Here is a 24219-nt window from a genome sequence, read left to right as displayed (position 1 = left end):
CGCCTCAGCTCGAGTACGCGGAGTTCTCGTGCACGTAGTCGTGCGTGAGGTCGTTTGTCCAGATCGTGGCCGTCGCGTCGCCGGCGTGCAGGTCGATGTCGACGGCGACCTGCCGAGGGGCGAGGTCGACGAGGTCGCGGCTCTCGTGCGGCTCGCCCGCGAGGCAGACCTGCACCCCGTTCATCGCGACGTCGATGCCGTACGGGTCGAACTGCGCATCGGTCGTGCCCACGGCGGCGAGGACGCGGCCCCAGTTGGGGTCCTTGCCGAAGATCGCGGCCTTGAACAGGTTGCTGCGGGAGACGGCGCGGGCGACGACCACGGCCTCATCCTCGGTCGCGGCGTTCAGCACGCGGATCGCGACGTCGTGGGCGGCGCCCTCCGCGTCGGCCTGCAGCTGCAGGGTGAGGTCGCGGCAGACCGCGGTCAGGGCCTCGGTGAACTCGTCGGCGTCGGCCTCGACACCGCTGGCGCCGCTCGCGAGCAGTGCGACGGTGTCGTTCGTCGACATGCAGCCGTCCGAGTCGAGGCGGTCGAAGGTGACGCGGGTCGCGGCACGCAGGGCGGTGTCGAGAGCGGCGGACTCGAGGGCCGCGTCGGTCGTGATCACGACCAGCATCGTCGCCAGACCCGGCGCGAGCATCCCGGCGCCCTTGGCCATGCCGCCGATGCTCCAGCCCTGCTCGGAGCGGATAACCGCCTGCTTCGGGACCGTGTCGGTGGTCATGATCGCGCGGGCGGCCGCCTCGCCCGCCACGGGTCCCCCGGCGAGCTCGGCGGAGGCGCCGGTCACGCCGGTGGCGAGCTTCGCGAGGTCGAGCTGGTCGCCGATCAGCCCGGTGGAGCACACCAGCACGTCGCCGGCGGACACCTCGAGACTCTCGCCCACGAGCTCCGCGGTGCGGTGGGTGACCTGGAAGCCCTGAGCACCCGTGTAGCAGTTGGCGCCGCCGGAGTTGAGGACAATCGCCGAGACCACGCCGTCGCGCATCACCTGCTCGCTCCAGAGGACGGGGTTCGCCTTGCAGCGGTTGCTCGTGAAGACCGCGGCGGCGCTCTGCAGCGGGCCGAGGTTCTGCACGAGCGCGACGTCGCGCGCTCCGGTCGACTTCAGCCCGGCGACGACTCCCGCCGCCCGGAACCCTGCTGCTGCGGTGACGCTCACGGCGCGACTCCGTTCACGCTCAGGCCGAGGGACTCCGGGAGTCCCAGGGCGATGTTGGTGGACTGGACGGCTGCGCCCGCGGTGCCCTTGACGAGGTTGTCGATGGCCGAGACGACCACGACGCGGCGGGCCCGCTCGTCCACGGCGAGTCCGATCAGAGCGGTGTTCGCCCCCACCACGTCGGCCGTCCGGGGGAAGGAGCCCTCCGGGAGCAGCTGGACGAAGGACTCGTCGCCGTAGGCGGTCTCCCACGCGGCGCGCACGTCCTGCGCGGAGACGCCGGGAGCGAGGCGCGCGGTCGAGGTCGCCAGGATGCCCCGGGACATCGGCACGAGGACCGGGGTGAACGAGATCGAGACGGGTCCGGCTCCGGCGAGCAGGAGGTTCTGCCGGATCTCGGGATTGTGGCGGTGCGCTCCGCCGAGGCCGTAGGCGTGCGCGGAGCCGAGGAGCTCGCTGGCGAGGAGGTCGGTCCGCAGGCTCTTGCCCGCACCCGAGGGTCCGACGGCGAGGACCGCGACGAGGTCCGACGACTCGATCACTCCGGCGTGCAGGCCGGGGGCCAGGCCGAGCGTGATCGCCGTGACGTTGCAGCCGGGGACGGCGATGCGCCGCACTCCGGCGAGCGCCTCGCGCTGCTTGCGTCCGCCGCCGCCGATCAGCAGCTCCGGGAGCCCGTAGGGCCAGGCCCCGGCGAAGTCGCCCCCGTAGAAGTCGGCCCAGTCCTGCGGGTCGGTCAAGCGGTGGTCGGCGCCGCAGTCGACGACGAGGACGTCCTCGGGGAGGGTCGCGGTGATCTCGCCCGACTTCCCGTGCGGGAGGGCGAGGAAGACGACGTCGTGCCCGGCGAGGTTCCCGGTCGTCGTGTCGACGAGGACGAGGTCGCGGAGCGAGCGGAGGTGCGGGTGCACGGCGATGAGGGGCTGACCCGCGTTGGCGTGCGCCGTCACCGTGCGCACCTCGAACTCGGGGTGGTCGGCGAGCAGTCGCAGCAGCTCGCCGCCCGCGTAGCCGCTCGCACCGGCCACCGCCACGGAGAAAGTCATGCCCGAGAGCCTAGCCGGTGCGGGTGCGGGGCCCCGCCCGGCCGAGCCGGACGGGACCCCCGGCCTCACTCGCGGAGTCGGGCGCCGAAGCGCTCCGCCGCCACGGCCACGCCGTTCTCCTTCGCGGCCGTCGCCTCGGCCGCGGTGAGCGTGCGGTCCGGCGCGCGGAAGCGCAGCGCGAACGTCAGCGACTTCGTCCCCTCGGCGAGCCCGGTGCCGCGGTAGTCGTCGACCAGGCGGATCGCCTCGAGCAGCTCGCCCGCCCCCTCGGCGACGGCGGCGCGCACGTCGGCTGCCGCGATGCCGACCGGCACGACGAGCGAGAGGTCCTGGGTCGCGGCGGGCAGCGCGCCCACCGGACGGGCCACGACGACCCTCCCGGCCCGCGCGAGCAGCGGCTCGAGGTCGAGCTCGACCACGGCGACGCGGCGCGGGAGGTCGACCTCCTCGGCGAGCGCCGGGAGCAGCTCCCCCGCGTAGCCGATGACCGCGCCGTCGAGCACGACCTCGGCGGTGCGGCCCGGGTGCAGCGCTGCATGTGCCCCCTGGCGCAGCACGAGCTCGGTGCCGGTCGCCGCGGCGACCTCGCGGACCACGTCGAGGGCGTCGCGCCAGTCGACATCACGCCCGGCGACACCGGGCTGGCGCACGACGGCGGCACCCGTGAGCAGCGCCGCGAGGTGCCGCGGCTGCGGTGGGATGCCCGCGTTCAGCTCGGCCTCGACCTCCGCGGACGGACGCGCCCCGCCCGCAGGGAGCGCCCCGGAGCCGAACGGGCCGCCGGCGGCCGGGAGGAAGACGGAGCCGAGCTCGTAGACCGCGAGATCCGTCAGGCCGCGCGAGCGGTTGCGGGCCGCGACCTGCACGAGACCCGGCAGCAGCGAGATCCGCAGCTGGCCCGCGGTCGCGTCGAGCGGGTTCGCGAGCGTGATCTGCTCCTGCGGCTCCCCGTCGACCGAGCCGAGCCGGTCGTTGATCGAGCGCGAGAGGAACGGGTACGAGAGCACCTCGGTCAGACCCGCGGCGGCGAGCGCCTGGGCGAGGGTGCGGCGCAGCCGCTGGCCCGGGGTCAGCCCGCGGCCGGGAGGCGCGACGGGCAGGATCGCCGGGATGCGGTCGTACCCGGTGATGCGGGCGACCTCCTCCGCGAGCGAGGCGCGGTCGACGAGGTCGGGGCGCCAGCTCGGCGGAGTCACCAGCAGGCCCGCTCCGCCGGCCTCGACGGAGGCGCCGATCTCGACGAGCGCGCCGCGGATCTCCTCCGGGGTGTACTCCACGCCGATGAGGCCTGCGACGTAGCCGTCCGGCAGCTCGACCGGCTCCGCCGTGCGCGGGTCGGCCAGGACCGAGCCGAGCTCGTCCGCCGTGCCGCCGGCGAGCTCCACGAGAAGCTGCACCGCGCGGGCCGCGGCGACCGAGGCCACCTCGGGGTCGACGCCGCGCTCGAAGCGCCGCGACGCCTCGCTCGGCAGCTTGTGCCGGCGAGCCGTCCGGGCGATCGAGACCGGGTCGAAGTTCGCCGCCTCGAGCAGGACGTCGGACGTGGCGTCCGAGATCTCGGTGCGCGCGCCCCCCATCACTCCGGCGAGGCCGATCGCCCCGCCGTCGTCGGCGATGACGAGGTCCTCCGCGTGCAGGCGCCGGGTCTGGCCGTCGAGCGTCTCGAGGGTCTCCCCCGGTGCGGCGCGGCGCACCACGATGCCGCCCTGCAGGGTCGCCAGGTCGTAGCCGTGCAGCGGCTGGCCCAGCTCGAACATCACGTAGTTGGTGATGTCCACGACGAGCGAGATCGAGCGGACGCCGGCCAGTCGCAGTCGCGCGAGCATCCACGGCGGCGTCGGTCGTGAGACGTCGACGCCCCGGACGACGCGCGTGACGAACACGGAGGCGCCGACACGGCCGCGGATCGGCGCCTCGTCGGCCACGGACACGGGGAAGACGGGGGCCGTCTCCGTGCGCTCGTGCGGAGGGAGCGCCCGAGCGGGGTCGCGGAAGGCGGCTCCGGTGGCGTGGGCGTACTCGCGGGCGATGCCGCGGATCGAGAAGGCGTAGCCGCGGTCGGGCGTCACGTTGACCTCGACCGCGGCGTCGTCGAGACCGAGGAGCGCGACGGCGTCCGTGCCCGGCTCCGGGTCGAGCCCGAGCGAGGCGAGGCGGAGGATGCCGTCGTGGTCGTCCCCGAGGCCGAGCTCGCGGCTCGAGGCGATCATCCCGTCGGACACGTGCCCGTAGGTCTTCCGCGCGGAGATCGGGAACGGCCCGGGCAGGACCGCGCCCGGCAGTGACACGACGACCTTGTCGCCGGCCGCGAAGTTGTGGGCTCCGCAGACGATGCCGCGGACGTCCTCTCCGCCGTCGGCGGCACGCCCGCCCTCCGGGGCCACGCGGACGTGGCACCAGTTGATGGTCTTGCCGTTCTTCTGCGGCTCCGGAGCGAGGTCGAGCACCTCACCGACGACGACGGGCCCGGTCACCTCGAAGCGGTGGACGTCCTCCTCCTCCAGGCCGACCGACACCAGGGCCGCGTGCACGGACTCCGTCGTGACGTCCTGCTCGAGGTCGACGTACTCCCCCAGCCAGCTCAGCGGGATGCGCATCAGATCACCATCCCGTACTGCTCGCTGAAGCGGACGTCGCCCTCGACCATGTCGCGCATGTCCTTCACGTCGTTGCGGAACATCAGGGTCCGCTCGATCCCCATGCCGAAGGCGAACCCGGAGTACTCCTCCGGGTCGATCCCGGCCGCGCGCAGCACGTTCGGATTGACCATGCCGCAGCCACCCCACTCGATCCAGCGGGCACCGCCGACGAAGGTCGGGTGCCAGACGTCCAGCTCGGCGCTGGGCTCGGTGAAGGGGAAGTAGTTCGGGCGCAGGCGGATGCGCGCGTCGTCGCCGAAGAGGATCCGCGCGACGTGCTCGAGGGTGCCCCGCAGGTGCGCCATGGTCAGGCCGCGGTCGACGGCGAGACCCTCGAACTGCGTGAACACGGGCGTGTGCGTCGCGTCGAGCTCGTCGGTGCGGTACACCCGTCCGGGAGCGATCACGTAGAGCGGCAGCGGGCGCTCGAGCATCGAGCGGATCTGCACCGGCGAGGTGTGCGTGCGCAGCACCAGGTGCGAGTCGACGGGGTCGACGAAGAAGGTGTCCTGCATGGCGCGGGCCGGGTGGTCCTCGTCGAAGTTCAGGGCGTCGAAGTTGAACCACTCGTTCTCGAGCTCCGGCCCCTCCGCGATCTCCCAGCCCATCCCGACGAACACGTCGGCGATCGACTCCTGGAGGAGCGAGAGGGGGTGGCGGGCGCCGCGGCGCACGAAGCTGGCGCCGGCGGTGACGTCCACGCGCTCGGCCTCGAGCGCGGCCGCGTCCTCCGCCTCGACGAGCTCGGCCTCGCGGGCGGCGTAGGCGTCGCCCACCTGCTTGCGGGCACCGCCGACGAGCTTGCCGGACGCCGCCTTGTGCTCGGGCGGGACGGAGCGCATCTGCGCGTTGAGGCGGGCGAGGGCGGACCCCTCGCCGAGGTGGGCGGCTCGGGCGGACTTCAGAGCGGTGGAGTCGCCCGCCGCGCCGATGGCGGCGAGGGCGTCGGCGACCGCCGCGGAGACGGCCTCGTCGGTGATCGGGTTGCTGTCTGACACGATCCCCCAGTGTAGGCGAGGGCCTCCGCCCCCTCCCGCCGCCCGCGCGCGGTGCTCGTCGCGCTCGCCCGCGGCCAGGCCCCCGTCTGCGCCGACGGCTCTCGAAGCCCCGCCACCGGCGCTGCTCGACCAGCAGGGGCGGGTTCTCGCTACGCCGGGGTCGGAGGCTGCTCGACCGGCAGGAAGCCGGGCGCCGCCGGACGGGAAGACGCCCGGACCGATCGCGACTCCCCGATCATCACCGCCTCCGCGTCGACGACGCCGGAGCGGAGCACCACCGCTCGATGCGCTGAGCGATCGCCGGACCCTCGAGGCGAACAGGAGAATCGCGTGTCAGCGATTCTCCGTAGCCGCACGCAGGACGCTCTGCGGAACCCGACCCCGTCAGGAAGCCGACCGCGGTGAGGATCGCCCTCGGGCGATCCTCACAGTTCAGTCCTGCACAGCGATCAGCTGCGTGTCCGTCTGCGCGCGGGCTGCGGGGTGGCCGCCGATGGTGCGGCCGCCGCGTCCGCCGCTCTTGGTGCGGATCTCGATCCACTTCGCCAGCCCCGAGAGGAGGAGGCAGATGCCGATGTAGATCGCTCCGATGACGATCGCTGCCGGGATGATCGGGCTGTCGAGGCTCGACTGGTTGCCCAGGTAGCGCGCGTAGTACAGCAGCTCGTTGTAGGTGATGATCGAGCCGAGCGCCGTGTCCTTGAGGGCGACGACGAGCTGGGCGATGATCACGGGCAGCATCGAGCGGATCGCCTGGGGGAACAGGATGAGCCGCATCACGCCGGACTTGCGCAGGCCGATCGCATAGCCCGCCTCCTTCTGTCCTCGCGGGAGGGCTTCGATGCCGGCGCGGAAGATCTCGGAGAAGACGGAGCCGTTGTAGAGGGTCAGGGCGATGACGACGGCGAGGTAGGGGCTGAGCTTGAGGCCCGCGAACGGCAGGCCGTAGTACATCAGCATCATCAGGATCAGGACGGGGATCGCCCGGAACAGCTCGATGAAGAGCGTGACGGGGACGTTGATCCAGCGCCGGTCCGAGAGCCGGCCGATCGCCAGGAGGAGGCCGAGGACGAGGCTGGCGACGCCCGCCGTGGCGAAGGCCGCGAGCGTGCGGCCGAGGGCGCCGCCGATGCTCTGCCAGACCAGCGGGTAGCCGAACGCGCGCCACTTGGAGGCGTCGAACTGGCCGGACTCCGCGAAGCGCCAGACCACGAAGCCGAGGAAGGCCGCGATCAGCAGGACGACGACGACGCCGATGACGCGGTTGCGCACGACGGCCCGGGGGCCGGGGTTGTCGAAGAGGACGGAGCTCATCGGGCGACCCTCCACTTCTTCTCGAGCTGACGTTGGACGAGCGAGAGCAGGGTGACCAGGACCACGAAGACCAGGGCCACCCAGAGGACGACGATGAGGCTGTTCTCGCCGCGCTCGTTGAGCACGCGGACGATGGTGCCCGCCTCCGCGACCGAGAAGCCGGCGGCGACGGTGGTGTTCTTCAGCAGCGCGATCAGGACGCTCATGAGCGGCGGAATCACGGAGCGGAAGGCCTGGGGCAGGACGACCTGCGTCATCGTGAGGCCGAAGTCGAGGCCGATCGCGCGGGCCGCCTCGGCCTGGCCGATCGGCACGGTGTTGATGCCCGACCGCAGCACCTCCGCGACGTAGGTCGCGGTGTAGAGGCTGAGGGCGCAGATCGCCAGGTTCGTGTAGTCCACCTGCGGCAGGTCGAGCTTGGGGTAGCCGAAGGCGAAGAAGAACATCACCAGCGTGAGCGGGGTGTTCCGGATGGTGTTCACGTACACCGTGCCGACCGCGCGGGCGATCGGGACGGGCGAGACGCGCATCGCGCCGACCACCGTGCCGATCAGCAGGGCGAACACGAGCGAGACGCTGAAGAGGATCAGGGTGTTGCCGAAGGCCGGGACGTAGACGTCGAGGTTGTTCAACAGGACATCCATGCGGCTGGCCCTTCTGTCGGAGCGGTGGTGGTGGTCGAGGAGAGGGGACCCCCGGGCGGCGGTCGGGCCGCCCGGGGCGCCTCCTAGTAGTCGTTCACCGCCGGCTGGGTGACGGTCGTGCCGGACTGGCCGAGCGTCTCGTCGTAGATGGCGCTCCAGGTCTCGCCGCCGTCGGTCAGCATGCCGTTGACGAAGTGGCGCAGGGCGTCGTCGTCCTTGGGCAGGCCGATGCCGTACAGCTCGGTGCTGAAGGGCTCTCCGACGACCTTGAGCTCGTCGGGCTTCTGAGCGGCGTAGCCGATCAGGATCGCGCCGTCGGTGGTGACGGCGTCGACGGTGCCGTCGGAGAGGGCGTCCACGCACTGCGAGTACGTGTCGAACTCCTCGGTCTTCACCTCGGGGTAGTTGGTGCGGATGTTCTGGATCGGGGTGGAGCCGGTGGCCGAGCACACGGTGGTGTCGGCGGTGAGGTCGTCCGGTCCGGTGATCGTGTCGTTGTCGGCCGCGACGAGCAGCTGCTGGCCGGTCTCGAAGTAGGGTCCGGCGAAGCCGACCTGCTCCTTGCGCTTGTCGGTGATCGAGTAGGTGCCGACGTAGTAGTCGATGTCGCCGTTCACGATCGACGCTTCGCGGTTGGCCGACGGGATCGCCTTGAACTCGATGGCGTCGGCCGCGAAGCCGAGCGAGGCGGCGGTCCACTTCGCGATCTCGATGTCGAACCCGGAGCGCTCGCCGGTCGCCGCGTCGAGGTAGCCCAGCCCGGGCTGATCCTCCTTGACGCCGATGACGACCTTGCCGTCCGCGGTCATCGCGTCGAAGGTCGGGCTGCCCTCGAGAGTGACGTCGGAGGCGACCTCGTACGCGGAGGTCCCTCCCTCGGAGCCTCCACCGGCGCCGCCGCCGGCGGTTCCGGAGTCGCCGGAGCAGCCGGCGAGGGCGAGGGTCGCTGCCGCGAGTCCCGCGGTCATGAACATGAGCCTGGTGCGCATGATCGTCCTTCCTGGGGTTCGGCCCGCCGGAGCGGGCGATGTCGGGTCGGCTCCCGGGTCACGGGTCCGACCTGCCTGGTGGCTGCGGATCGCGCTTCTAGTGCGTGATGAGCTTGGAGAGGAAGTCCTTGGCCCGGTCGGTGCGGGGCGCGGTGAAGAACGACTCCGGGTCGGTGTCCTCGAGGATCTCGCCGTCGGCCATGAACACGACGCGGTCGGCGGCCTTCCGGGCGAAGCCCATCTCGTGGGTGACGACGATCATCGTCATCCCGTCCTTGGCGAGCCCGACCATCACGTCCAGGACCTCGTTGATCATCTCGGGGTCGAGCGCCGAGGTCGGCTCGTCGAACAGCATCACCTTGGGCTTCATCGCCAGCGCCCGTGCGATCGCGACGCGCTGCTGCTGCCCGCCGGAGAGCTGGGCCGGGGTCTTGGCGGCCTGGTGGCCGACGCCGACCCGGTCGAGCAGCGCCGTGGCCTGGGCCTCCGCGTCCTTGCGGGAGAGCCCGCGGACCTTGATCGGGCCGAGGGTGACGTTCTCGAGGATCGTCTTGTGCGCGAAGAGGTTGAACGACTGGAAGACCATCCCGACGTCGGCGCGGAGCGCGGCGAGGCCCTTGCCCTCCTCCGGGAGCTTCTGCCCGTCGATGGTGATGGTGCCGCCCGAGATCGTCTCGAGCCGGTTGACCGTGCGGCAGAGCGTCGACTTGCCGGATCCGGAGGGGCCGAGGACCACGACGACCTCGCCCCGGTGCACCGTCAGATCGATGTCCTTCAGAGCCTGGAAGTCGCCGTAGTGCTTCTGCACCCCGGAGAGGACGACGAGGGGTTCACCGGCGGGAGCGGCGGCGCGCTCGTCTTGCGGGGCTGTGACCATGCCGTCAGAGAAGCACACGGGGATGGGCCGGTCAAATCATGAGGGAATTCTTAACCGAAGGGTAACAACGCGCCCTGTTCTCCAGGTTCGCGGCACCCTCGGCCCGGTTCCTCTCAGGAACGCAGCGCGAAGGCGCTCTCGTACAGGCAGACGGAGGCCGCAGTCGCGAGGTTGAGCGACTCCGCCGCCCCGTAGATGGGCACCGCGACCACGCCGTCGACGAGGGCGAGCGACTCGTCCTCGAGGCCGCGCGCCTCGTTGCCGAAGACCCAGACGGTCGGCTGGGCGAGGTCCCCGCGGGCGCGGACGTCGAGCAGGTCCTCCCCCTTCACGTCGGCCGCGACGGAGCGGAGGCCCACGCCGCGGAGCCGGCCCAGCACGTCGGCGAGGTCGGCGCCGACCGCGACCGGGAGGTGGAAGAGCGAACCCGTCGTGGAGCGCACGACCTTGGGGTTGTAGAGGTCGACCGAGCGGCCGGACAGCACGACCGCGTCGGCGCCGGCGGCGTCGGCGGCCCGGATGATCGTGCCGAGGTTGCCCGGATCGCGGACCTCCTCGAGCACCGCCACGAGGCGCGGCTCGGAGGCGACGACGTCCTTGAGCGACGTGGGGAACTGACGGCAGACCGCGACGAAGCCCTGCGGAGTGACGGTGTCGGCCATCGCGTCGAGGACGTCCTCGGTCACGTACTCGATCTCCACCTCCGCCTCGGCGGCGGCGGCGACGATCTCGGGGTGGCGCTCCAGAGCGGTCGGAGTCGCGAACGACTCGACGATCAGCTCCGGGCGGTACTGCAGCGCCTCGGAGAGTGCCTGCGGGCCCTCGAGGAGGAAGAGCCCCGTCTCGAGCCGGGCCGGGCGGCGGGTGAGCTTCGCCACGGAGCGGACACGGGGAGAGCGGGGGTTGTCGAGCATGCGGCGAGCCTATCGGCGCGGTGATCGCCGCCCCCGCAGACACGGCGCGGAAGGGCCTGCGGACGACGGAGGGGGCCGCGACCTCTCGGTCGCGACCCCCTCCGGGAAGCCGTGCTGACTACGCTGCGGCCTTGGGCGCCGAGGTGTCGGCGGGCAGCGCGCTCTTCGCGGTCGCGACGAGCGAGGCGAACGTGGCCGGCTCGGTGATCGCGAGGTCCGCGAGGATGCGGCGGTCGACCTGGACGCCGGCCAGGGCGAGGCCCTGGATGAAGCGGTTGTAGGTCAGGCCGTTCGCGCGGGACGCGGCGTTGATGCGCTGGATCCAGAGACGACGGAACTCGCCCTTCTTGGCGCGGCGGTCGCGGTACGAGTAGACGAGGGAGTGGGTGACCTGCTCCTTCGCCTTGCGGTAGAGGCGCGACCGCTGGCCGCGGTAGCCCGAGGCGCGCTCGAGGATGACGCGACGCTTCTTGTGGGCGTTGACGGCCCTCTTCACTCTTGCCATTGCTGTTTCTTCCTATCGATCCGTGTCGGCTGAGTAGCGACCACGCGGCGCAGCGGGCTGCGCCGGCGGTGGGCTACAGACCGAGAAGCTTCTTGGCGACCTTGGCGTCCTGCGGGGCGAGGACCTGGTCCTGGTTGAGGCGGCGCGTGCGAACGCTGGACTTGGACTCCAGGTTGTGACGCATGCCGGCCTGCTGCTTCATGACCTTGCCGGAGCCGGTCACCTTGAAGCGCTTCTTGGCACCCGAGTGGGTCTTCATCTTGGGCATGTTCTCTCCTTGTGAACGTCACTCCGCGCTCGGCGGGGCGAAACCGGTGCCCCGCGAGCGGGGCGTCCACCGGCCCCGAGGCCGGGGCGGCGAAGTACTAGACGGACTCGGCCTCGGCCGTGTCCTCGGGGGTGTTGGCCTCGCGACGAGCGGCGCGGACCGCATTGGCCTCGGCCTTCGCCTCGGACTTGTTCTTCAGCGGGCCGATGACCATCACCATGTTGCGACCGTCGATGGTCGGGGTGGACTCGACCTGGCCGAACTCGGCGACGTCCTCCGCGAAGCGCTGGAGCAGGCGGACGCCCATCTCGGGGCGCGACTGCTCGCGACCGCGGAAGAGGATCATCGCCTTGACCTTGTCGCCGGCCTTCAGGAAGCCCTCGGCGCGCTTGCGCTTGGTCTCGTAGTCGTGCTTGTCGATCTTCAGGCGGAAACGGACCTCCTTGAGGATCGTGTTCGCCTGGTTGCGACGGGCTTCCTTGAGCTTCTGAGCCTGCTCGTACTTGAACTTCCCGTAGTCCATGATCTTGGCCACGGGCGGCTTGGAGTTGGGGGCGACCTCGACCAGGTCCAGGTCTGCGTCCTGCGCGAGTCGCAGGGCGACCTCGATCTTGACGACGCCGACCTGTTCTCCTGCGGGACCCACGAGGCGGACCTCGGGGACGCGGATACGGTCGTTGGTACGGGGATCGCTGATTGCGTTTCTCCTCTGATCTCGGTGAGTGCAGCTGCGCTGCCGGAGTCTTCTCCAGCGCACCCGAGAGAGGTGATCGTCCCGTCCACGTCGTGCCTGCAGCACGGCGCTCGCACCCTGTGACGCGGTTCCCGAGGCGGACCTCGAGAGCCGCAGCCCTGCCTCCGGTGGTCTGACGACCCTCGGGGGCGGAGTGCTTCTGACCCGGTAACCTTGTGAAGCGGTCAAGCGCGGGTGGGAGAATCTCCACTTTCGAACCGAGGACATGCCTCGGAGCCCGGACAACCATAGCAGACCGGCGGCCCGCCCGACAGACCGGATCCGGCCGCCCCTCGATCCTCTGCTCCGGCGGCCGCGCCCCTCCACCACGGACGACGAACGAAGGACCCATGGCCCAGTACGACGACGACTACACGCGACGATTCGGCGAGGACGGCGGAGCCTCCGACGTGGAGGCCGCGCGCGACATCGCGGAGGTCCCGGCGGTGGAGATCATCACCACCGCCGCCGTGCACCTGATGAGCGCGGCCGCCGTCAAGTGCGGGCTCGCCGACGAGCCCGGAGCGCAGGTCGACCTCGACGAGGCGCGCAAGCTCATCAACGCGCTCGCGGGCCTGGTCACGGCCGGGGCGCCCGACATCAGCGACATGCACGCCCGGAGCCTGCGCGACGGCCTCCGCACCCTCCAGCTCGCGTTCCGTGAGGCGTCCCCGATCGCCGACCCGATCGGCAAGGGCCCGGGCGAGAAGTGGACCGGCCCGGTCACCTGATCGGGAGTCAGCGGGCGGCGGCGAGCTGCAGCGTCATCGAGTCGACGCGCTGCGCGACGGTCTCGTCGGCCGCCCAGCGCTCCCCCAGGCGCGCGGCGAGGGCGCCGAGCGCGTCCTGATCGAGCCCCGGGCGCAGGCTCAGGACCACCACGAGCTCGGGGCCCGCGAGGCGCTGCTCCGGGTCTCCCGCGCGCACCTCGAGCGAGGCGACCGCCCGCTCCCCCTCCGCAGCCGCGCGCAGAGCCAGGAGCACCTCCGCATCGGCAGGGGCCGGCCGCCAGGCGCCGCCCTCCGCGATCGCCCAGAGGGCCGGGCGCCGGACCGCGAACTCCCGCTCGGACGCGGGGTCGAGGACCATCACCTCGGTGCCCTCCGCGACGGCCGCCAGGGCCGCACGGCGCCCGTCGACCGGGACGGGACGGGCGGCCGGGTCCCATCGGCGCATGCTCTCGACGCCGCTGAAGACGGGGAGCACCGTGCGGCCGTCGGGTCCGGCGACCGTGACGATCGCGAGCTCCTGCGTCTTGTCCGCCCGGAGTCCCCCGACCCCCTCCGCCTCCTCGCCGAGGCGGGCGACCAGCGGGATGAGCAGGCGGGACGTGCGGATCGCGTCGACCACGGCCTCCGGGCCGCGAGTGCCGCGGGCGAAGGACTCGAGCGCGGCGACAAGCGCCTCCGGGGCGCTCCCGTCGTCCTCCGGCGCTGCGCTCGGCTCGAAGTGCCGGCCCGCCCAGGGGGTGCCGGCCGAGTCGGTCAGATGCGCCGGGAGCGGGCGGGGCTCACTCGGATGCGACATCCAGGGCCTCCGCGAGCGTGAACGCGCCCGCGTACAGCGCCTTGCCGACGATCGCGCCCTCGAGCCCCTGGGGCACGAGGTCGCGCAGAGCGGCGATGTCGTCGAGGTTCGAGATGCCGCCCGAGGCGATCACGGGGCGGTGGGTGCGGGCCATGACCTGCTCGAGGAGCTCGAGGTTCGGGCCCTTGAGGGTGCCGTCCTTGGTGACGTCGGTGACGACGTAGCGGGTGCAGCCGGCCTCCTCCAGGCGGTCGAGGACCTGCCAGAGGTCGCCGCCCTCCTTGGTCCAGCCGCGCGCGGCGAGCGTGGTGCCCCGGACGTCGAGCCCGACGGCGATCTGGTCGCCGTACTGCGCGATGACGCTCGCGGCCCACTCGGGGTTCTCGAGCGCCGCGGTGCCGAGGTTGATGCGCTTCGCGCCGGCGCTCAGCGCGGACTCGAGGCTGCGGTCGTCGCGGATCCCGCCGGAGAGCTCGACGTTCACGCCCTTCACCTGCCGGATGACCTTCTTCATGATGCCGTGGTTGTCGCCGCGGCCGAAGGCGGCGTCGAGGTCGACGAGGTGGATCCACTCCGCGCCCTGGTCGGCCCAGTCGCCCGCGGCGTCGATCGGGTCGCCGTAGTTGGTCTCGGTCCCGGCCTCGCCCTGCGTGAGCCGCACGGCCCTGCCGCCCGCCACGTCGATCGCGGGCAGGAGGACCAGGCCCGGGGCCTTGGTGAACTCGCTCATCGTCATCCTCAGTCTCGGAGCCGGTGCCGGCCCCTGGAGGCGCCGACCACCGGCCGATCCTAGTTCGTGCGGAGGGTGCCCAGCCAATTGGCCAGCAGCCGGAGCCCGGCGGCCCCCGACTTCTCGGGGTGGAACTGCGTGGCCGAGAGCGGCCCGTTCTCGACCGCGGCGATGAAGGGGCCTCCGTGATCGGCCCAGGTGACCGCGGGACGCGGGAACGGGGGCATCACGTCGAGCGACCACTCGCGGGCGCCGTAGGAGTGCACGAAGTAGAAGCGCTCCTCGGCGATGCCGTCGAAGAGCACCGAGCCCTCGGGAGCGGAGACGGTGTTCCAGCCCATGTGCGGGACGACCTCGGCCGGGAGGAGGTCCACCGTCCCCGGCCACTCGCCCAGGCCCTCGCTCTCGACCCCGCGCTCGACGCCGCGCTCGAAGAGCACCTGCATCCCGACGCAGATGCCCAGGACGGGGCGCCCGCCGGCGAGGCGCTTCTCGATGATCTCGCCGCCGCGGGCGCGGGTCAGCGCCGACATCACGGCGTCGAAGGCGCCGACGCCGGGCACGAGGAGGCCGTCCGCCTCCAGCGCCCGCTGCCGGTCCCCCGTCAGCTCGACGTCGGCCCCGGCGAGCTCGAGCGCCTTGACGGCGGAGTGCACGTTCCCCGAGCCGTAGTCGTAGACCACGACGGAGGGGCGGGCCGAGCTCACAGCGCGCCCTTCGTCGACGGCACGCCGGAGACGAGCGGGTCGAGGGCCTTGGCCTGACGGAAGGCGCGGGCGAACGCCTTGAACTCCGCTTCGGCGATGTGGTGCGGGTCCCTGCCGCCGAGCACCGTGACGTGCACGGTGAGGCCGGCGTTGAACGCGATCGCCTCGAAGACGTGACGCACCATCGACCCGGTGAAGTGGCCGCCGATCAGGTGCAGCGCGAAGCCCTCCGGCTCGCCGGTGTGCACGAGGTAGGGGCGCCCCGAGATATCGACGACGGCCTGCACGAGCGCCTCGTCGAGGGGGACGAGCGCGTCGCCGAAGCGGGAGATCCCGGCCTTGTCGCCGAGCGCCTGACGGATGGCCGTGCCGAGCACGATGCCGATGTCCTCCGCGGTGTGGTGGATGTCGATCTCGATGTCGCCGCGGGCCCGGACGTGCAGGTCCGTGAGCGAGTGCTTCGCGAACGCCGTCAGCAGGTGGTCGAAGAAGGGCACGCCGGTCTCGAGATCGGCGACGCCCGTGCCGTCGAGGTCGAGGGAGAGCTCGATGCTCGACTCGCTGGTGGCACGGCTGAGGGAGGCGGTGCGCCCGGGTGCGGCGCTCGGGGAGGTCATGCCTCCCAGTCTATTCGCGCCGCGTCGCCGCCCCCGGGCGGAGCTCACTCGCGCGAGAGCGCCACCGCGGGGTCGGCCGACGGTGCGGGGAGGGAGGCGAGCGCCTCGAGGAACGCGGTCGTCTCCTCCTCGGTGCCGGCGCTGACACGGAGGTGGTTCGGGATGCCGACGTCGCGGATGAGGACGCCGCGGGCGAGCAGGCCCTCGAACACGGCGGCCGGATCCGCGACATTGCCGAAGAGGACGAAGTTGCTGCCGGTCGCGTACGGGCGGTAGCCGAGGGCGCGCAGGCCGTCGATCATCCGGTCGCGCTGCACGATGATCTCGCCGACCATGGCGAGCATCTCGTCGGCGTGAGCGAGGGCGGCGGTCGCGGCGGCCTGGGTGAGGGCCGACAGGTGGTACGGGAGGCGGACGAGGCGGAGCGCGTCGATCACCGCGGGGTCGGCGGCGAGGTAGCCCAGGCGGACGCCGGCGAAGGCGAAGGCCTTGCTCATGGTGCGGGACACGAGCAGGCGCGGTCGCCCGGGGAGGAGGCTCAGCGCGGTGGGCGCGCCCCTGCCCGCGAACTCGGCGTACGCCTCGTCGACGACGACGATGCCGTCGGTCGCGTCGTAGACCGCCTCGATCACGGCGAGGTCGAGCGGCGTCCCGGTCGGGTTGTTCGGAGCGCAGAGGAAGACGATGTCGGGCCGGGCCCGGCGCACCTGCTCCGCGGCGTACTCGGCTCCGATCTCGAACTCCGCCTCGCGCGGAGCGGGGATCCACTCCGTTCCGCTCCCCGACGCGAGGATCGAGTACATCGAATAGGTGGGCGCGAACCCCAGCAGCGAGCGCCCGGGACCGCCGAACGCCTGAAGGACGTGCTGGAGCACCTCGTTCGATCCGTTCGCAGCCCACACGCCGTCCGCGGTGAGCCCGTGACCGAGGTAGCCGGCGAGGGAGTCGCGCAGCTCTCGGAACTCGCGGTCGGGATACCGGTTGACGGTGCGCAGCGCCTCCGTGACCCGCCCGACGATGTCGGCGATCACGTCGTCCGGGACCGGGTGGGTGTTCTCGTTGACGTTGAGGGCGACGGGCACGACCGCCTGGGGTGCACCGTACGGGTGCCTGCCTCGGAGGTCGTCGCGGAGGGGCAGGTCATCGAGAGTCGTCACCAGGGAATGGTAGCGAAGCACCCGGCGCGGACGTCCGGGCAGCCCGGCTCAGCGAGCGGTGTCGTACTCGGCCGGGACCGCGAGGCGCTGCCCGGGCTCGACGCCCGCGCTCGAGAGCTGGTTGAGGGAGAGGATGTCGTCGACCACGTCGCGCGGGTCCGCCTGCGGGGCGAGCTCCTCGGCGAGCGACCAGAGCGACTCGCCCGCGTGAACGGTGACGTACTGGAACTCGACCGCAGCGGCGTCGCTCGACGCGACCGCTCCACCGCCGTTGAGCCCGAAGGCGAAGGCGCCCGCCACGATCGGCAGGGCCCCCAGAGCGGCCACCACGGCGCGGCCGCGGCGCGTGAGGCGCAGACGGGTGCGAACGATCCGCGCTTCCCCGAACGCGCTCATCGGCTCGGGAGCGGACGGCAGTACCTCGACGGGCCGAGCCGCGGACGAGCGCTGATGCGGGCGGGAGGTGAGCTGTGCGGTCATGGGATCGCTCCTTTCAACAGGGATTCGGGGAGGCCCTCGGCCGGGAGGGCCGCCCCGAACGCCTGTACCGAACATATCTTCGAACGACGGAGCGGTCAAGGGACCGTTCCGGCTGATCCGCGGGCGAACTCGCGCGCGACACACTCGAACGAATGTTCCGAGTCGTGAGTTCCGGCGGATACAGTTTCGAGAGCCTGGTCGTAGTAGAGCAGCGACCACCGACATTCCTTGTCGGGTCGCGACCGGGCGGGCGCGCACGCGGCGTGCGCACCGGGAAGAGGGAGCATCGTGAGCGACGCGCAGAGGGCCGGGACCCCGGCCGCCAAGACGAAGGCGGCCGCAGGCCGGCGCCGGAAGAGCCTGAGCGCCAAGCAGCTCGCGATCCTCGACGCGATCCAGCGCTCGGTGTCGAGCCGCGGCTACCCGCCGAGCATGCGCGAGATCGGCGACGCGGTCGGCCTCGCCTCGCTGTCGAGCGTCACCCACCAGCTCAACCAGCTCGAGCTCAGCGGCTACCTGCGCCGCGACCCGAACCGGCCCCGCGCCCTCGAGATCCTCATCGACGTCCCCAGCTCGACGGAGGACGACGGGTCGTTCGAGTCGACCGCGACGGTCGGCGACGCGGCGATGGTCCCCCTCGTCGGCCGGATCGCGGCGGGCGTGCCGATCATGGCCGACCAGCAGATCGACGAGGTGTTCCCGCTTCCCCGGCAGCTCGTCGGCAAGGGCGAGCTCTTCATGCTCAAGGTCGTCGGCGAGTCGATGATCGACGCCGCGATCTGCGACGGCGACTGGGTCGTGGTCCGCTCGCAGCGCACCGCCGAGAACGGCGAGATCGTGGCGGCCATGCTCGACGGCGAGGCCACCGTCAAGGTGCTGCGCCAGCGCGACGGCCACACCTGGCTGCTGCCCCGCAACTCCAACTTCGAGCCGATCCTCGGCGACGAGGCAGAGGTGCTCGGGAAGATCGTGGCGGTCCTCCGCTCGGTCTGACACCGGGCGTGCAGGAGGGGCCCGACCGGCGTGCAGCCGGTCGGGCCCCTCCTGCATTCGACGGGCACGGGCGATCGGGGCGCGCGCCCCTCCGTCGCGGTCACGGGAAGGCGGAGGAGAGCTGCCGACACGAGATCGCCGAACCCTCCGACCTCCGGAGCGGGTCGATGATGCGGGACGCCGCACCCCCTCCCGGATGCGCCGAGCGCCCGCCGCCCGGACGGGGAGACAGGCGCTCGGGTGGTGGCGATCAGGCCTGGACGGCCGCGCGCGGAACCGCGAACTCGGTGAGCGAGCCCGCCAGGTCGGCGTGCACGAGGGCGACCACGTGGGTGCCGCCCTCGACGTACTGCGTCGACAGGATCCGGCCGCTGCGGTGCAGATGCGAGATCACGTCGCCCCGGTCGTACGGCACGAGCAGGTCGATCTCGACGTCCGGCTCGGGCAGGATCTCGGCGATCCGCGCCTCCAGCTCGTCGATGCCCTCGCCGCTGCGCGCCGACACGAAGACCGCGTCGGGAGCGAGACCGCGCAGCACCAGCCGCGTGCCCTCGTCCACCAGATCGGCCTTGTTGAAGGCGATGATCTCGGGGATGCTCCGGGCGCCCACCTCGCCGATCACGTCGCGCACGGTGGCGATCTGCCCGGCCGGATCGGGGTGGGAGGCGTCCACGACGTGGACGATCACATCGGAGTCCGCGACCTCCTCGAGCGTCGACCGGAAGGCCTCGACGAGCTGGTGCGGAAGCGCTCGCACGAAGCCGACCGTGTCGGCGAGCGTGTAGAGGCGCCCGTCCTTCGTCTGGGCCTTGCGGACGGTGGCGTCGAGGGTCGCGAAGAGCGAGTTCTCGACGAGGACGCCCGCGTGCGTCATCCGGTTCAGCAGGCTCGACTTGCCGGCGTTCGTGTACCCCGCGATCGCCACCGAGGGGACGGCGTTGCGCTTGCGGTTCGCGCGCTTGGCCTCGCGGGCGGGCTTCATCGCCGTGATCTGCTTGCGCAGGCGCGCCATGCGGGTGTGGATGCGGCGACGATCGAGCTCGATCTTCGTCTCACCCGGACCGCGCGAGCCCATTCCGGCTCCCGCGCCCACCTGGCCGCCGGCCTGGCGGGACATGGACTCGCCCCAGCCGCGCAGTCGCGGGAGCAGGTACTCGAGCTGCGCGAGCTCGACCTGCGCCTTGCCCTCACGGCTCTTCGCGTGCTGGCTGAAGATGTCGAGGATCACCGCGGTGCGGTCGATCACCTTCACCTTCACCACGTCCTCCAGCGCACGCCGCTGGCTCGGTGCGAGCTCGGTGTCGGCGACGACCGTGTCCGCGCCGAGGGCCGCGACGAGCCCCGCGAGCTCCTGGGCCTTGCCCTTGCCGAGGTAGGTGCTCGGATCGGGGTGCGGGCGGCGCTGGAGCAGGCCGTCGAGGACCGTCGCTCCCGCCGTCTCCGCGAGCGCGGCGAGCTCGTGCAGCGAGTTCTCCGCGTCCTCCAGCGAATTCTGCGAGTACACGCCGATGAGCACGACGTTCTCCAGGCGCAGCTGGCGGTACTCGACCTCCGTGACGTCCTCGAGCTCGGTCGAGAGGCCGGCGACGCGTCGCAGCGCCTGCCGGTCGTCGCGGTCGAACTGCTCGCCGTCGCTGTTCTCGCCCTCGTGGCCGGCGCTCTGCAGCGCCTGGGCTCCACCCGCGACGAAGCGCGAGTACCCCGCCGAACGCGACTGCGCGTTCGCCAGGACCCTCGAGACGACGTCCACGGCCTCGGTCGTGTCGGTCTCGTTCAGGTCTTCCGTCATCCGGATAACACTAACTCCTCAGGTCTTGATAGGTTCACTTCTCATGGCCGCCGAGCACTACTTCTCGAGTACTCCCGACGGCGACCTCCGGCCCCGCAGGATCCAGGCCCGCCTGGCCGGCCGCGACCTCGAGGTCACGACGGCAGGAGGGGTGTTCAGCCCCGGTCACGTCGATCTCGGCACACGCGTCCTGCTGGACGCGGTGCCCGACGCCCCCGCTGACGGGGACCTGCTGGACCTCGGCTGCGGCTGGGGCCCGATCGCCCTCGCGCTCGCCCTCGCCTCCCCCGACGCCCGGGTGTGGGCGGTCGACGTCAACCAGCGGGCGCTCGAGCTGGTCCGTCGCAACTGCGAGGAACTCGGCGTCCTCAATGTCAACGCCGTGCTGCCCGAGGATGTTCCCGACGACGTCCGCTTCCGCACCGTGTGGTCGAACCCGCCGATCCGCATCGGCAAGGAGGAGCTGCACCTCCTTCTCGAGCGCTGGCTGCCGCGGCTCGAGCAGGGCGCGGACGCCTGGCTCGTCGTGCAGCGCAACCTCGGCTCCGACTCGCTCCAGACCTGGCTGGGCGCCGCGTTCGCCGGGCGGCTCGACGTGGAGCGCGTCTCCTCGGCGAAGGGCTTCCGCGTGCTGCGGACGACCCGCCGGGCCTGACCGGGTCCTCAGTCGATCCGGATCGTCCCGGTGAAGACGAGGTCGGCCGGGCCGGAGAGCCCGACATGCTCGCCCTCCTCCGCCGCGAACATCGTCACGCCGAGCGTGCCGCCCGGGACCTCCACGCGCCAGGCTTGCGGAGCGCGCGCTCCCGCCCAGTAGCGCACCGCCAGTGCCGCCGCCGCGGCACCCGTGCCGCAGCTCAGGGTCTCGCCGCTGCCGCGCTCGTGCACGCGCATCCGGATCCGCCCGATCCCGTCGTGGACCAGCGGCTCGCCGGGAACCACGAACTCGACGTTCGCGCCGTCCTCGGGCTCCGGGTCGAGCTGCGGGATGTAGGAGAGGTCGGCGGAGTCGAGCTCCTCGTCGTTGCTGAGGGCGACGACCACGTGCGGATTGCCGAGGTCGATCCCGAGACCGGGGCGCGCGACCTTGAGCTCCTTCGCCCGCACCAGGGGCTCGCCGCCCGCCAGCTCCCAGCGGCCGAGGTCGACCTGGAACCCGGAACCGCTGCGGGTGACGTCGCGGACGCCGGCGCGGGTGCCGATCGGCAGGGTGTCGCCGGGCTCGAGCGTCGCGAGGCCGCCCGCGAGCAGGAACGCGGCGTAGACGCGGATGCCGTTGCCGCACATCTCGGCGATCGAGCCGTCGGCGTTGCGGTAGTCCATGAACCACTCCGCCTCGCTCTCCTCGGCCAGGGCCGCGGCGCCCTCCGGGATCGCGCGGGAGCGGACGGCACGGATGACGCCGTCGGCGCCGACGCCGAAGTGGCGGTCGCAGATCATCGCGATCTGCGCGGGCGAGAGGTCGACCTCACCGTCCGGGTCGCTGAAGAGCACGAAGTCGTTGCCGGTGCCCTGGCCCTTGGTGAAGTGCAGCTCGATCGTCATGGCGCACAGCCTAGCGAGGAGCGGGCGAGGCGGCCTGGGCGGCGGCGTGCGCCCGCGACACCAGGTCCGGCGCGTCGTACGGGAGCCGGTGGGCGCCGGCGTAGCGCCGGAACCAGCTGTTCTGCCGGCGTGCGTAGCGGCGCGTGAGCGCCTGCGTGGCCGCGATCGCCTCGTCCTCGCGGAGGACGCCGGCACGCTGGGCGAGCGCCTGGGCGTACCCGATGGCGCGGCCTGCGGTGACGCCGCGCTCGAGGCCGAGCGGGGCGAGCCGCTCGACCTCGTCGAGCATCCCGGCCGCCCACATCTGCTCCACGCGCCGGTCGAGGCGCTGCACCAGCTCCTCCCGCGGAGCCTCGAGGAAGAGGATCGACGCGGGGCGCCACGGCACGGGCTCGTCGGACATCAGCGCGCTGTGCGTGCTCCCCCCGGTCAGCTCCGCGATCTCGAGCGCGCGGATGATGCGCCGGGCGTTGTGCGGACCGATCCGCTCGGCCACTCCGGCGTCGATCCGGCGCAGCCGCTCGACGAGGGCGCCCAGGCCCTCCCGCTCGGCGGTCTCCTCGAGCCGGCGCCGGACGGCCGGGTCGGTGCCCGCGAACGAGAACTCGAAGACGACGCTGGAGACGTACAGGCCGGAGCCCCCGACCAGGATCGGCGTCGCCCCGCGCGCCAGCACGCTCTCGATCACCCGCCGCGCCTCGCTCTGGTAGCGGGCGACCGACGCCTCCTCCGTCACGTCGAGGACGTCGAGCAGATGGTGCGGGACGCCCCGCCGCTCGTCGGCGGGCAGCTTCGCGGTGCCGATGTCCATCCCGCGGTAGAGCTGCATCGCGTCGGCGTTCACGATCTCAGCGGCGCCGCCGTCCTGCCGGATCGCCTCGGCGAGATCGAGCGAGAGGTCGGACTTGCCCGTGCCGGTCGCGCCGACGACCGCGATCAGCTCCGGCGCGGTATCGGGGGCTCCGGTCTCAGCGCTCGCCATCGAGGGCGTCGTAGATCGGCGTCGTCAGCGTGCCGGCGTCGCGCACGCGCAGCGACGGCAGGCCCAGCGAGACCCGGGGCGCCCCGCTCGCGCCCGGGGCGGCCGGAACTCCGCAGGACTCGGTCTGCGCCCGGTCCCAGGCGTCGCCCGCGCGGGTGCGGCGGATGCGGAGCGGCGCGCCGTCGGGCGAATCCGCCAGGAGGTAGAAGGGGGCGGCACGGGTGACCCGGACGGAGACCACGTCTCCGGGACGCGGCTGCTCGGAGCCCTCGGGCACGTCGAAGTGCACCAGACGGCTGTCCTCGGCGCGTCCGCTCAGCCGGTGCGTCTCCGTGTCGCGGCGGCCCTCGCCGGTCGCGACGAGGACCTCGACCTCTCGGCCGACGACGGTGCGGTTCTCCTGCTCGCTGATCGCGTCCTGCAGGGCGACGAGCCGCTCGTAGCGCTCCTGGACGACCGCCTTGGGGATCTGGTCGGGCAGCGTCGCGGCCGGGGTGCCGGGCCGGATGGAGTACTGGAAGGTGAAGGCGGAGGCGAAGCGGGCCGCCTCGACCACCCGCAGGGTCTCCTGGAAGTCGGCCTCCGTCTCGCCGGGGAAGCCCACGATGATGTCGGTGCTGATCGCCGCGTGCGGGATGCGATCGCGCACCCGGTCGAGGATCCCGAGGAACTTCTCGGAGCGGTAGGAGCGGCGCATCGCCTTGAGGACGCGGTCGGAGCCGGACTGGAGCGGCATGTGCAGCTGCGGCATCACCGCCGGCGTCTCGGCCATGGCGTCGATCACGTCGTCGGTGAAGGCCGCGGGATGGGGGCTCGTGAAGCGGATCCGCTCGAGCCCGTCGATTGTGCCCGCCGCGCGGAGCAGCTTCGAGAACGCCTGGCGATCGCCGAACTCGACGCCGTAGGAGTTCACGTTCTGGCCGAGAAGGGTGACCTCGATCGCGCCGTCGTCCACGAGCGCCTGGATCTCGGCGAGCACGTCGCCGGGACGCCGGTCCTTCTCCTTGCCGCGGAGCGAGGGGACGATGCAGAAGGTGCAGGTGTTGTTGCAGCCGACCGAGATCGAGACCCAGCCGCTGTAGGTCGAGTCGCGCTTCGTGGGGAGCGTGGAGGGGAAGACATCGAGCGATTCGAGGATCTCGAGCTGCGCCTCGTCGTTGTGGCGGGCGCGCTCGAGCAGGCTAGGGAGGGCGCCCATGTTGTGCGTGCCGAAGACCACGTCGACCCACGGGGCACGGTCGAGGATGACGTTCTTGTCCTTCTGCGCGAGACAGCCGCCGACCGCGATCTGCATCCCCTCGTGTCGGCGCTTCACCGACGCGAGGTGGCCGAGGTTGCCGTAGAGCTTGTTGTCGGCGTTCTCGCGCACCGCGCAGGTGTTGATCACAACGACGTCGGCCTCGGCTCCATCGGCGGACACGTAGCCCGCCGCCTCGAGCGAACCGCTCAGCCGCTCGGAGTCGTGCACGTTCATCTGGCACCCGAACGTACGGACCTCGTAGGTCCTCGGCCGGGTCTCGGCGACGGGCGACGGGGCGGTACCGAGCGTGCTCATGGTGTGGGATTCTACGCTCCGGTCGGACCGCTCCCGGCCCGCCGT

25 protein-coding genes are annotated in these 24219 nt (G+C 72.1%); 3 read left to right on the top strand and 22 right to left on the bottom strand.

The window, feature by feature from the left end; all coding sequences use genetic code 11:
* Window positions 1-4 precede the first annotated feature (4 nt).
* The 12 genes from argJ to infC all read right to left on the bottom strand — a co-directional run bounded on the left by argJ (window position 5) and on the right by infC (window position 12056).
* Window positions 5-1165: a bifunctional glutamate N-acetyltransferase/amino-acid acetyltransferase ArgJ gene (gene argJ, locus GSU40_RS06380; RefSeq protein ID WP_104238643.1), complete on the bottom strand. Its 1161-nt coding sequence runs from the start codon at window positions 1163-1165 to the stop codon at window positions 5-7.
* Complete coding sequence (gene argC / locus GSU40_RS06375; protein ID WP_160034121.1) at window positions 1162-2211, bottom strand: N-acetyl-gamma-glutamyl-phosphate reductase; 1050 nt, start codon at window positions 2209-2211, stop codon at window positions 1162-1164. The genes argJ and argC overlap by 4 nt, the downstream gene beginning before the upstream one ends.
* 65 nt (window positions 2212-2276) lie before the next feature.
* Window positions 2277-4808 (bottom strand): phenylalanine--tRNA ligase subunit beta, encoded by a 2532-nt coding sequence (pheT, locus tag GSU40_RS06370; protein WP_160034119.1) that lies wholly within the window; start codon window positions 4806-4808, stop codon window positions 2277-2279.
* Window positions 4808-5848, bottom strand: coding sequence for a phenylalanine--tRNA ligase subunit alpha (pheS, locus tag GSU40_RS06365; RefSeq protein ID WP_104250188.1), 1041 nt, complete (start codon window positions 5846-5848; stop codon window positions 4808-4810). Before pheS ends, pheT begins: the two co-directional genes overlap by 1 nt.
* Before the next feature lie 432 nt (window positions 5849-6280).
* Window positions 6281-7162 carry an amino acid ABC transporter permease gene (locus GSU40_RS06360; RefSeq protein WP_104224492.1) on the bottom strand — a complete coding sequence of 294 codons (882 nt, stop codon included), beginning with the start codon at window positions 7160-7162 and terminating at the stop codon, window positions 6281-6283.
* Window positions 7159-7806, bottom strand: coding sequence for an amino acid ABC transporter permease (locus GSU40_RS06355; RefSeq protein ID WP_104224491.1), 648 nt, complete (start codon window positions 7804-7806; stop codon window positions 7159-7161). Before GSU40_RS06355 ends, GSU40_RS06360 begins: the two co-directional genes overlap by 4 nt.
* 83 nt (window positions 7807-7889) lie before the next feature.
* A complete protein-coding gene (locus tag GSU40_RS06350) occupies window positions 7890-8795 on the bottom strand; it encodes a glutamate ABC transporter substrate-binding protein (RefSeq protein WP_159913628.1) in 906 nt (301 codons plus the stop codon).
* Window positions 8796-8892: 97 nt separating this feature from the next.
* Window positions 8893-9672 (bottom strand): amino acid ABC transporter ATP-binding protein, encoded by a 780-nt coding sequence (locus tag GSU40_RS06345; protein ID WP_104224489.1) that lies wholly within the window; start codon window positions 9670-9672, stop codon window positions 8893-8895.
* 113 nt (window positions 9673-9785) lie between these two features.
* On the bottom strand, window positions 9786-10586 hold the full coding sequence (locus GSU40_RS06340; protein ID WP_104224488.1) for an RNA methyltransferase: 801 nt from the start codon (window positions 10584-10586) through the stop codon (window positions 9786-9788).
* Window positions 10587-10704: 118 nt separating this feature from the next.
* Window positions 10705-11091 carry a 50S ribosomal protein L20 gene (gene rplT, locus GSU40_RS06335; protein ID WP_104224487.1) on the bottom strand — a complete coding sequence of 129 codons (387 nt, stop codon included), beginning with the start codon at window positions 11089-11091 and terminating at the stop codon, window positions 10705-10707.
* Between the two features lie 73 nt (window positions 11092-11164).
* Window positions 11165-11359, bottom strand: a complete 195-nt coding sequence (gene rpmI / locus GSU40_RS06330) for a 50S ribosomal protein L35 (RefSeq protein WP_055793295.1) — start codon at window positions 11357-11359, stop codon at window positions 11165-11167.
* A 97-nt stretch (window positions 11360-11456) separates the two neighbouring features.
* Window positions 11457-12056 carry a translation initiation factor IF-3 gene (gene infC, locus GSU40_RS06325; RefSeq protein ID WP_084415833.1) on the bottom strand — a complete coding sequence of 200 codons (600 nt, stop codon included), beginning with the start codon at window positions 12054-12056 and terminating at the stop codon, window positions 11457-11459.
* Between the two features lie 386 nt (window positions 12057-12442).
* On the opposite strand from infC, the gene GSU40_RS06320 reads away from it, so the two are divergent.
* The gene (locus GSU40_RS06320; RefSeq protein ID WP_104313470.1) at window positions 12443-12823 is read left to right on the top strand and encodes a DUF1844 domain-containing protein; all 381 of its coding nucleotides are present in this window, start codon (window positions 12443-12445) and stop codon (window positions 12821-12823) included.
* Between the two features lie 7 nt (window positions 12824-12830).
* On the opposite strand, the gene GSU40_RS06315 is transcribed toward GSU40_RS06320, so the two are convergent.
* The 6 genes from GSU40_RS06315 to GSU40_RS06290 are packed head-to-tail and all read right to left on the bottom strand — an operon-like array spanning window position 12831 to window position 17310.
* A complete protein-coding gene (locus tag GSU40_RS06315; RefSeq protein ID WP_160034117.1) occupies window positions 12831-13619 on the bottom strand; it encodes an SseB family protein in 789 nt (262 codons plus the stop codon).
* Window positions 13603-14349 (bottom strand): bifunctional 1-(5-phosphoribosyl)-5-((5-phosphoribosylamino)methylideneamino)imidazole-4-carboxamide isomerase/phosphoribosylanthranilate isomerase PriA, encoded by a 747-nt coding sequence (gene priA, locus GSU40_RS06310; RefSeq protein WP_104224506.1) that lies wholly within the window; start codon window positions 14347-14349, stop codon window positions 13603-13605. Before priA ends, GSU40_RS06315 begins: the two co-directional genes overlap by 17 nt.
* 59 nt (window positions 14350-14408) lie before the next feature.
* Window positions 14409-15056: an imidazole glycerol phosphate synthase subunit HisH gene (gene hisH, locus GSU40_RS06305; RefSeq protein WP_104224485.1), complete on the bottom strand. Its 648-nt coding sequence runs from the start codon at window positions 15054-15056 to the stop codon at window positions 14409-14411.
* Entirely contained in the window at window positions 15053-15673 is a 621-nt protein-coding gene (gene hisB, locus GSU40_RS06300; RefSeq protein ID WP_104233277.1) for an imidazoleglycerol-phosphate dehydratase HisB, read from the bottom strand. The genes hisH and hisB overlap by 4 nt, the downstream gene beginning before the upstream one ends.
* Before the next feature lie 44 nt (window positions 15674-15717).
* Entirely contained in the window at window positions 15718-16833 is a 1116-nt protein-coding gene (locus GSU40_RS06295; protein WP_104268769.1) for a histidinol-phosphate transaminase, read from the bottom strand.
* A gap of 45 nt (window positions 16834-16878) precedes the next feature.
* Window positions 16879-17310: a LysM peptidoglycan-binding domain-containing protein gene (locus GSU40_RS06290; RefSeq protein WP_348271960.1), complete on the bottom strand. Its 432-nt coding sequence runs from the start codon at window positions 17308-17310 to the stop codon at window positions 16879-16881.
* A 288-nt stretch (window positions 17311-17598) separates the two neighbouring features.
* Between GSU40_RS06290 and lexA the strand changes: the two genes are divergently transcribed.
* Window positions 17599-18303: a transcriptional repressor LexA gene (gene lexA / locus GSU40_RS06285; protein WP_104224482.1), complete on the top strand. Its 705-nt coding sequence runs from the start codon at window positions 17599-17601 to the stop codon at window positions 18301-18303.
* 250 nt (window positions 18304-18553) lie between these two features.
* On the opposite strand, the gene hflX is transcribed toward lexA, so the two are convergent.
* Window positions 18554-20092: a GTPase HflX gene (hflX, locus tag GSU40_RS06280; RefSeq protein ID WP_104224481.1), complete on the bottom strand. Its 1539-nt coding sequence runs from the start codon at window positions 20090-20092 to the stop codon at window positions 18554-18556.
* Between the two features lie 43 nt (window positions 20093-20135).
* Between hflX and GSU40_RS06275 the strand changes: the two genes are divergently transcribed.
* Complete coding sequence (locus tag GSU40_RS06275; RefSeq protein ID WP_160034115.1) at window positions 20136-20747, top strand: methyltransferase; 612 nt, start codon at window positions 20136-20138, stop codon at window positions 20745-20747.
* A gap of 8 nt (window positions 20748-20755) precedes the next feature.
* On the opposite strand, the gene dapF is transcribed toward GSU40_RS06275, so the two are convergent.
* The 3 genes from dapF to miaB are packed head-to-tail and all read right to left on the bottom strand — an operon-like array spanning window position 20756 to window position 24174.
* Window positions 20756-21637 (bottom strand): diaminopimelate epimerase, encoded by an 882-nt coding sequence (gene dapF, locus GSU40_RS06270; RefSeq protein ID WP_160034113.1) that lies wholly within the window; start codon window positions 21635-21637, stop codon window positions 20756-20758.
* Window positions 21638-21647: 10 nt separating this feature from the next.
* Window positions 21648-22619: a tRNA (adenosine(37)-N6)-dimethylallyltransferase MiaA gene (miaA, locus tag GSU40_RS06265; protein ID WP_160034111.1), complete on the bottom strand. Its 972-nt coding sequence runs from the start codon at window positions 22617-22619 to the stop codon at window positions 21648-21650.
* A complete protein-coding gene (gene miaB, locus GSU40_RS06260; protein WP_104238631.1) occupies window positions 22606-24174 on the bottom strand; it encodes a tRNA (N6-isopentenyl adenosine(37)-C2)-methylthiotransferase MiaB in 1569 nt (522 codons plus the stop codon). The genes miaA and miaB overlap by 14 nt, the downstream gene beginning before the upstream one ends.
* Window positions 24175-24219: the final 45 nt, after the last annotated feature.

The sequence above is a fragment of the Rathayibacter sp. VKM Ac-2805 genome (genome assembly GCF_009834265.1).
GTDB lineage: Bacteria > Actinomycetota > Actinomycetes > Actinomycetales > Microbacteriaceae > Rathayibacter.
Note: the sequence above shows the minus strand (reverse complement) of the source record. Positions and strands in the feature narration are given on the sequence as shown.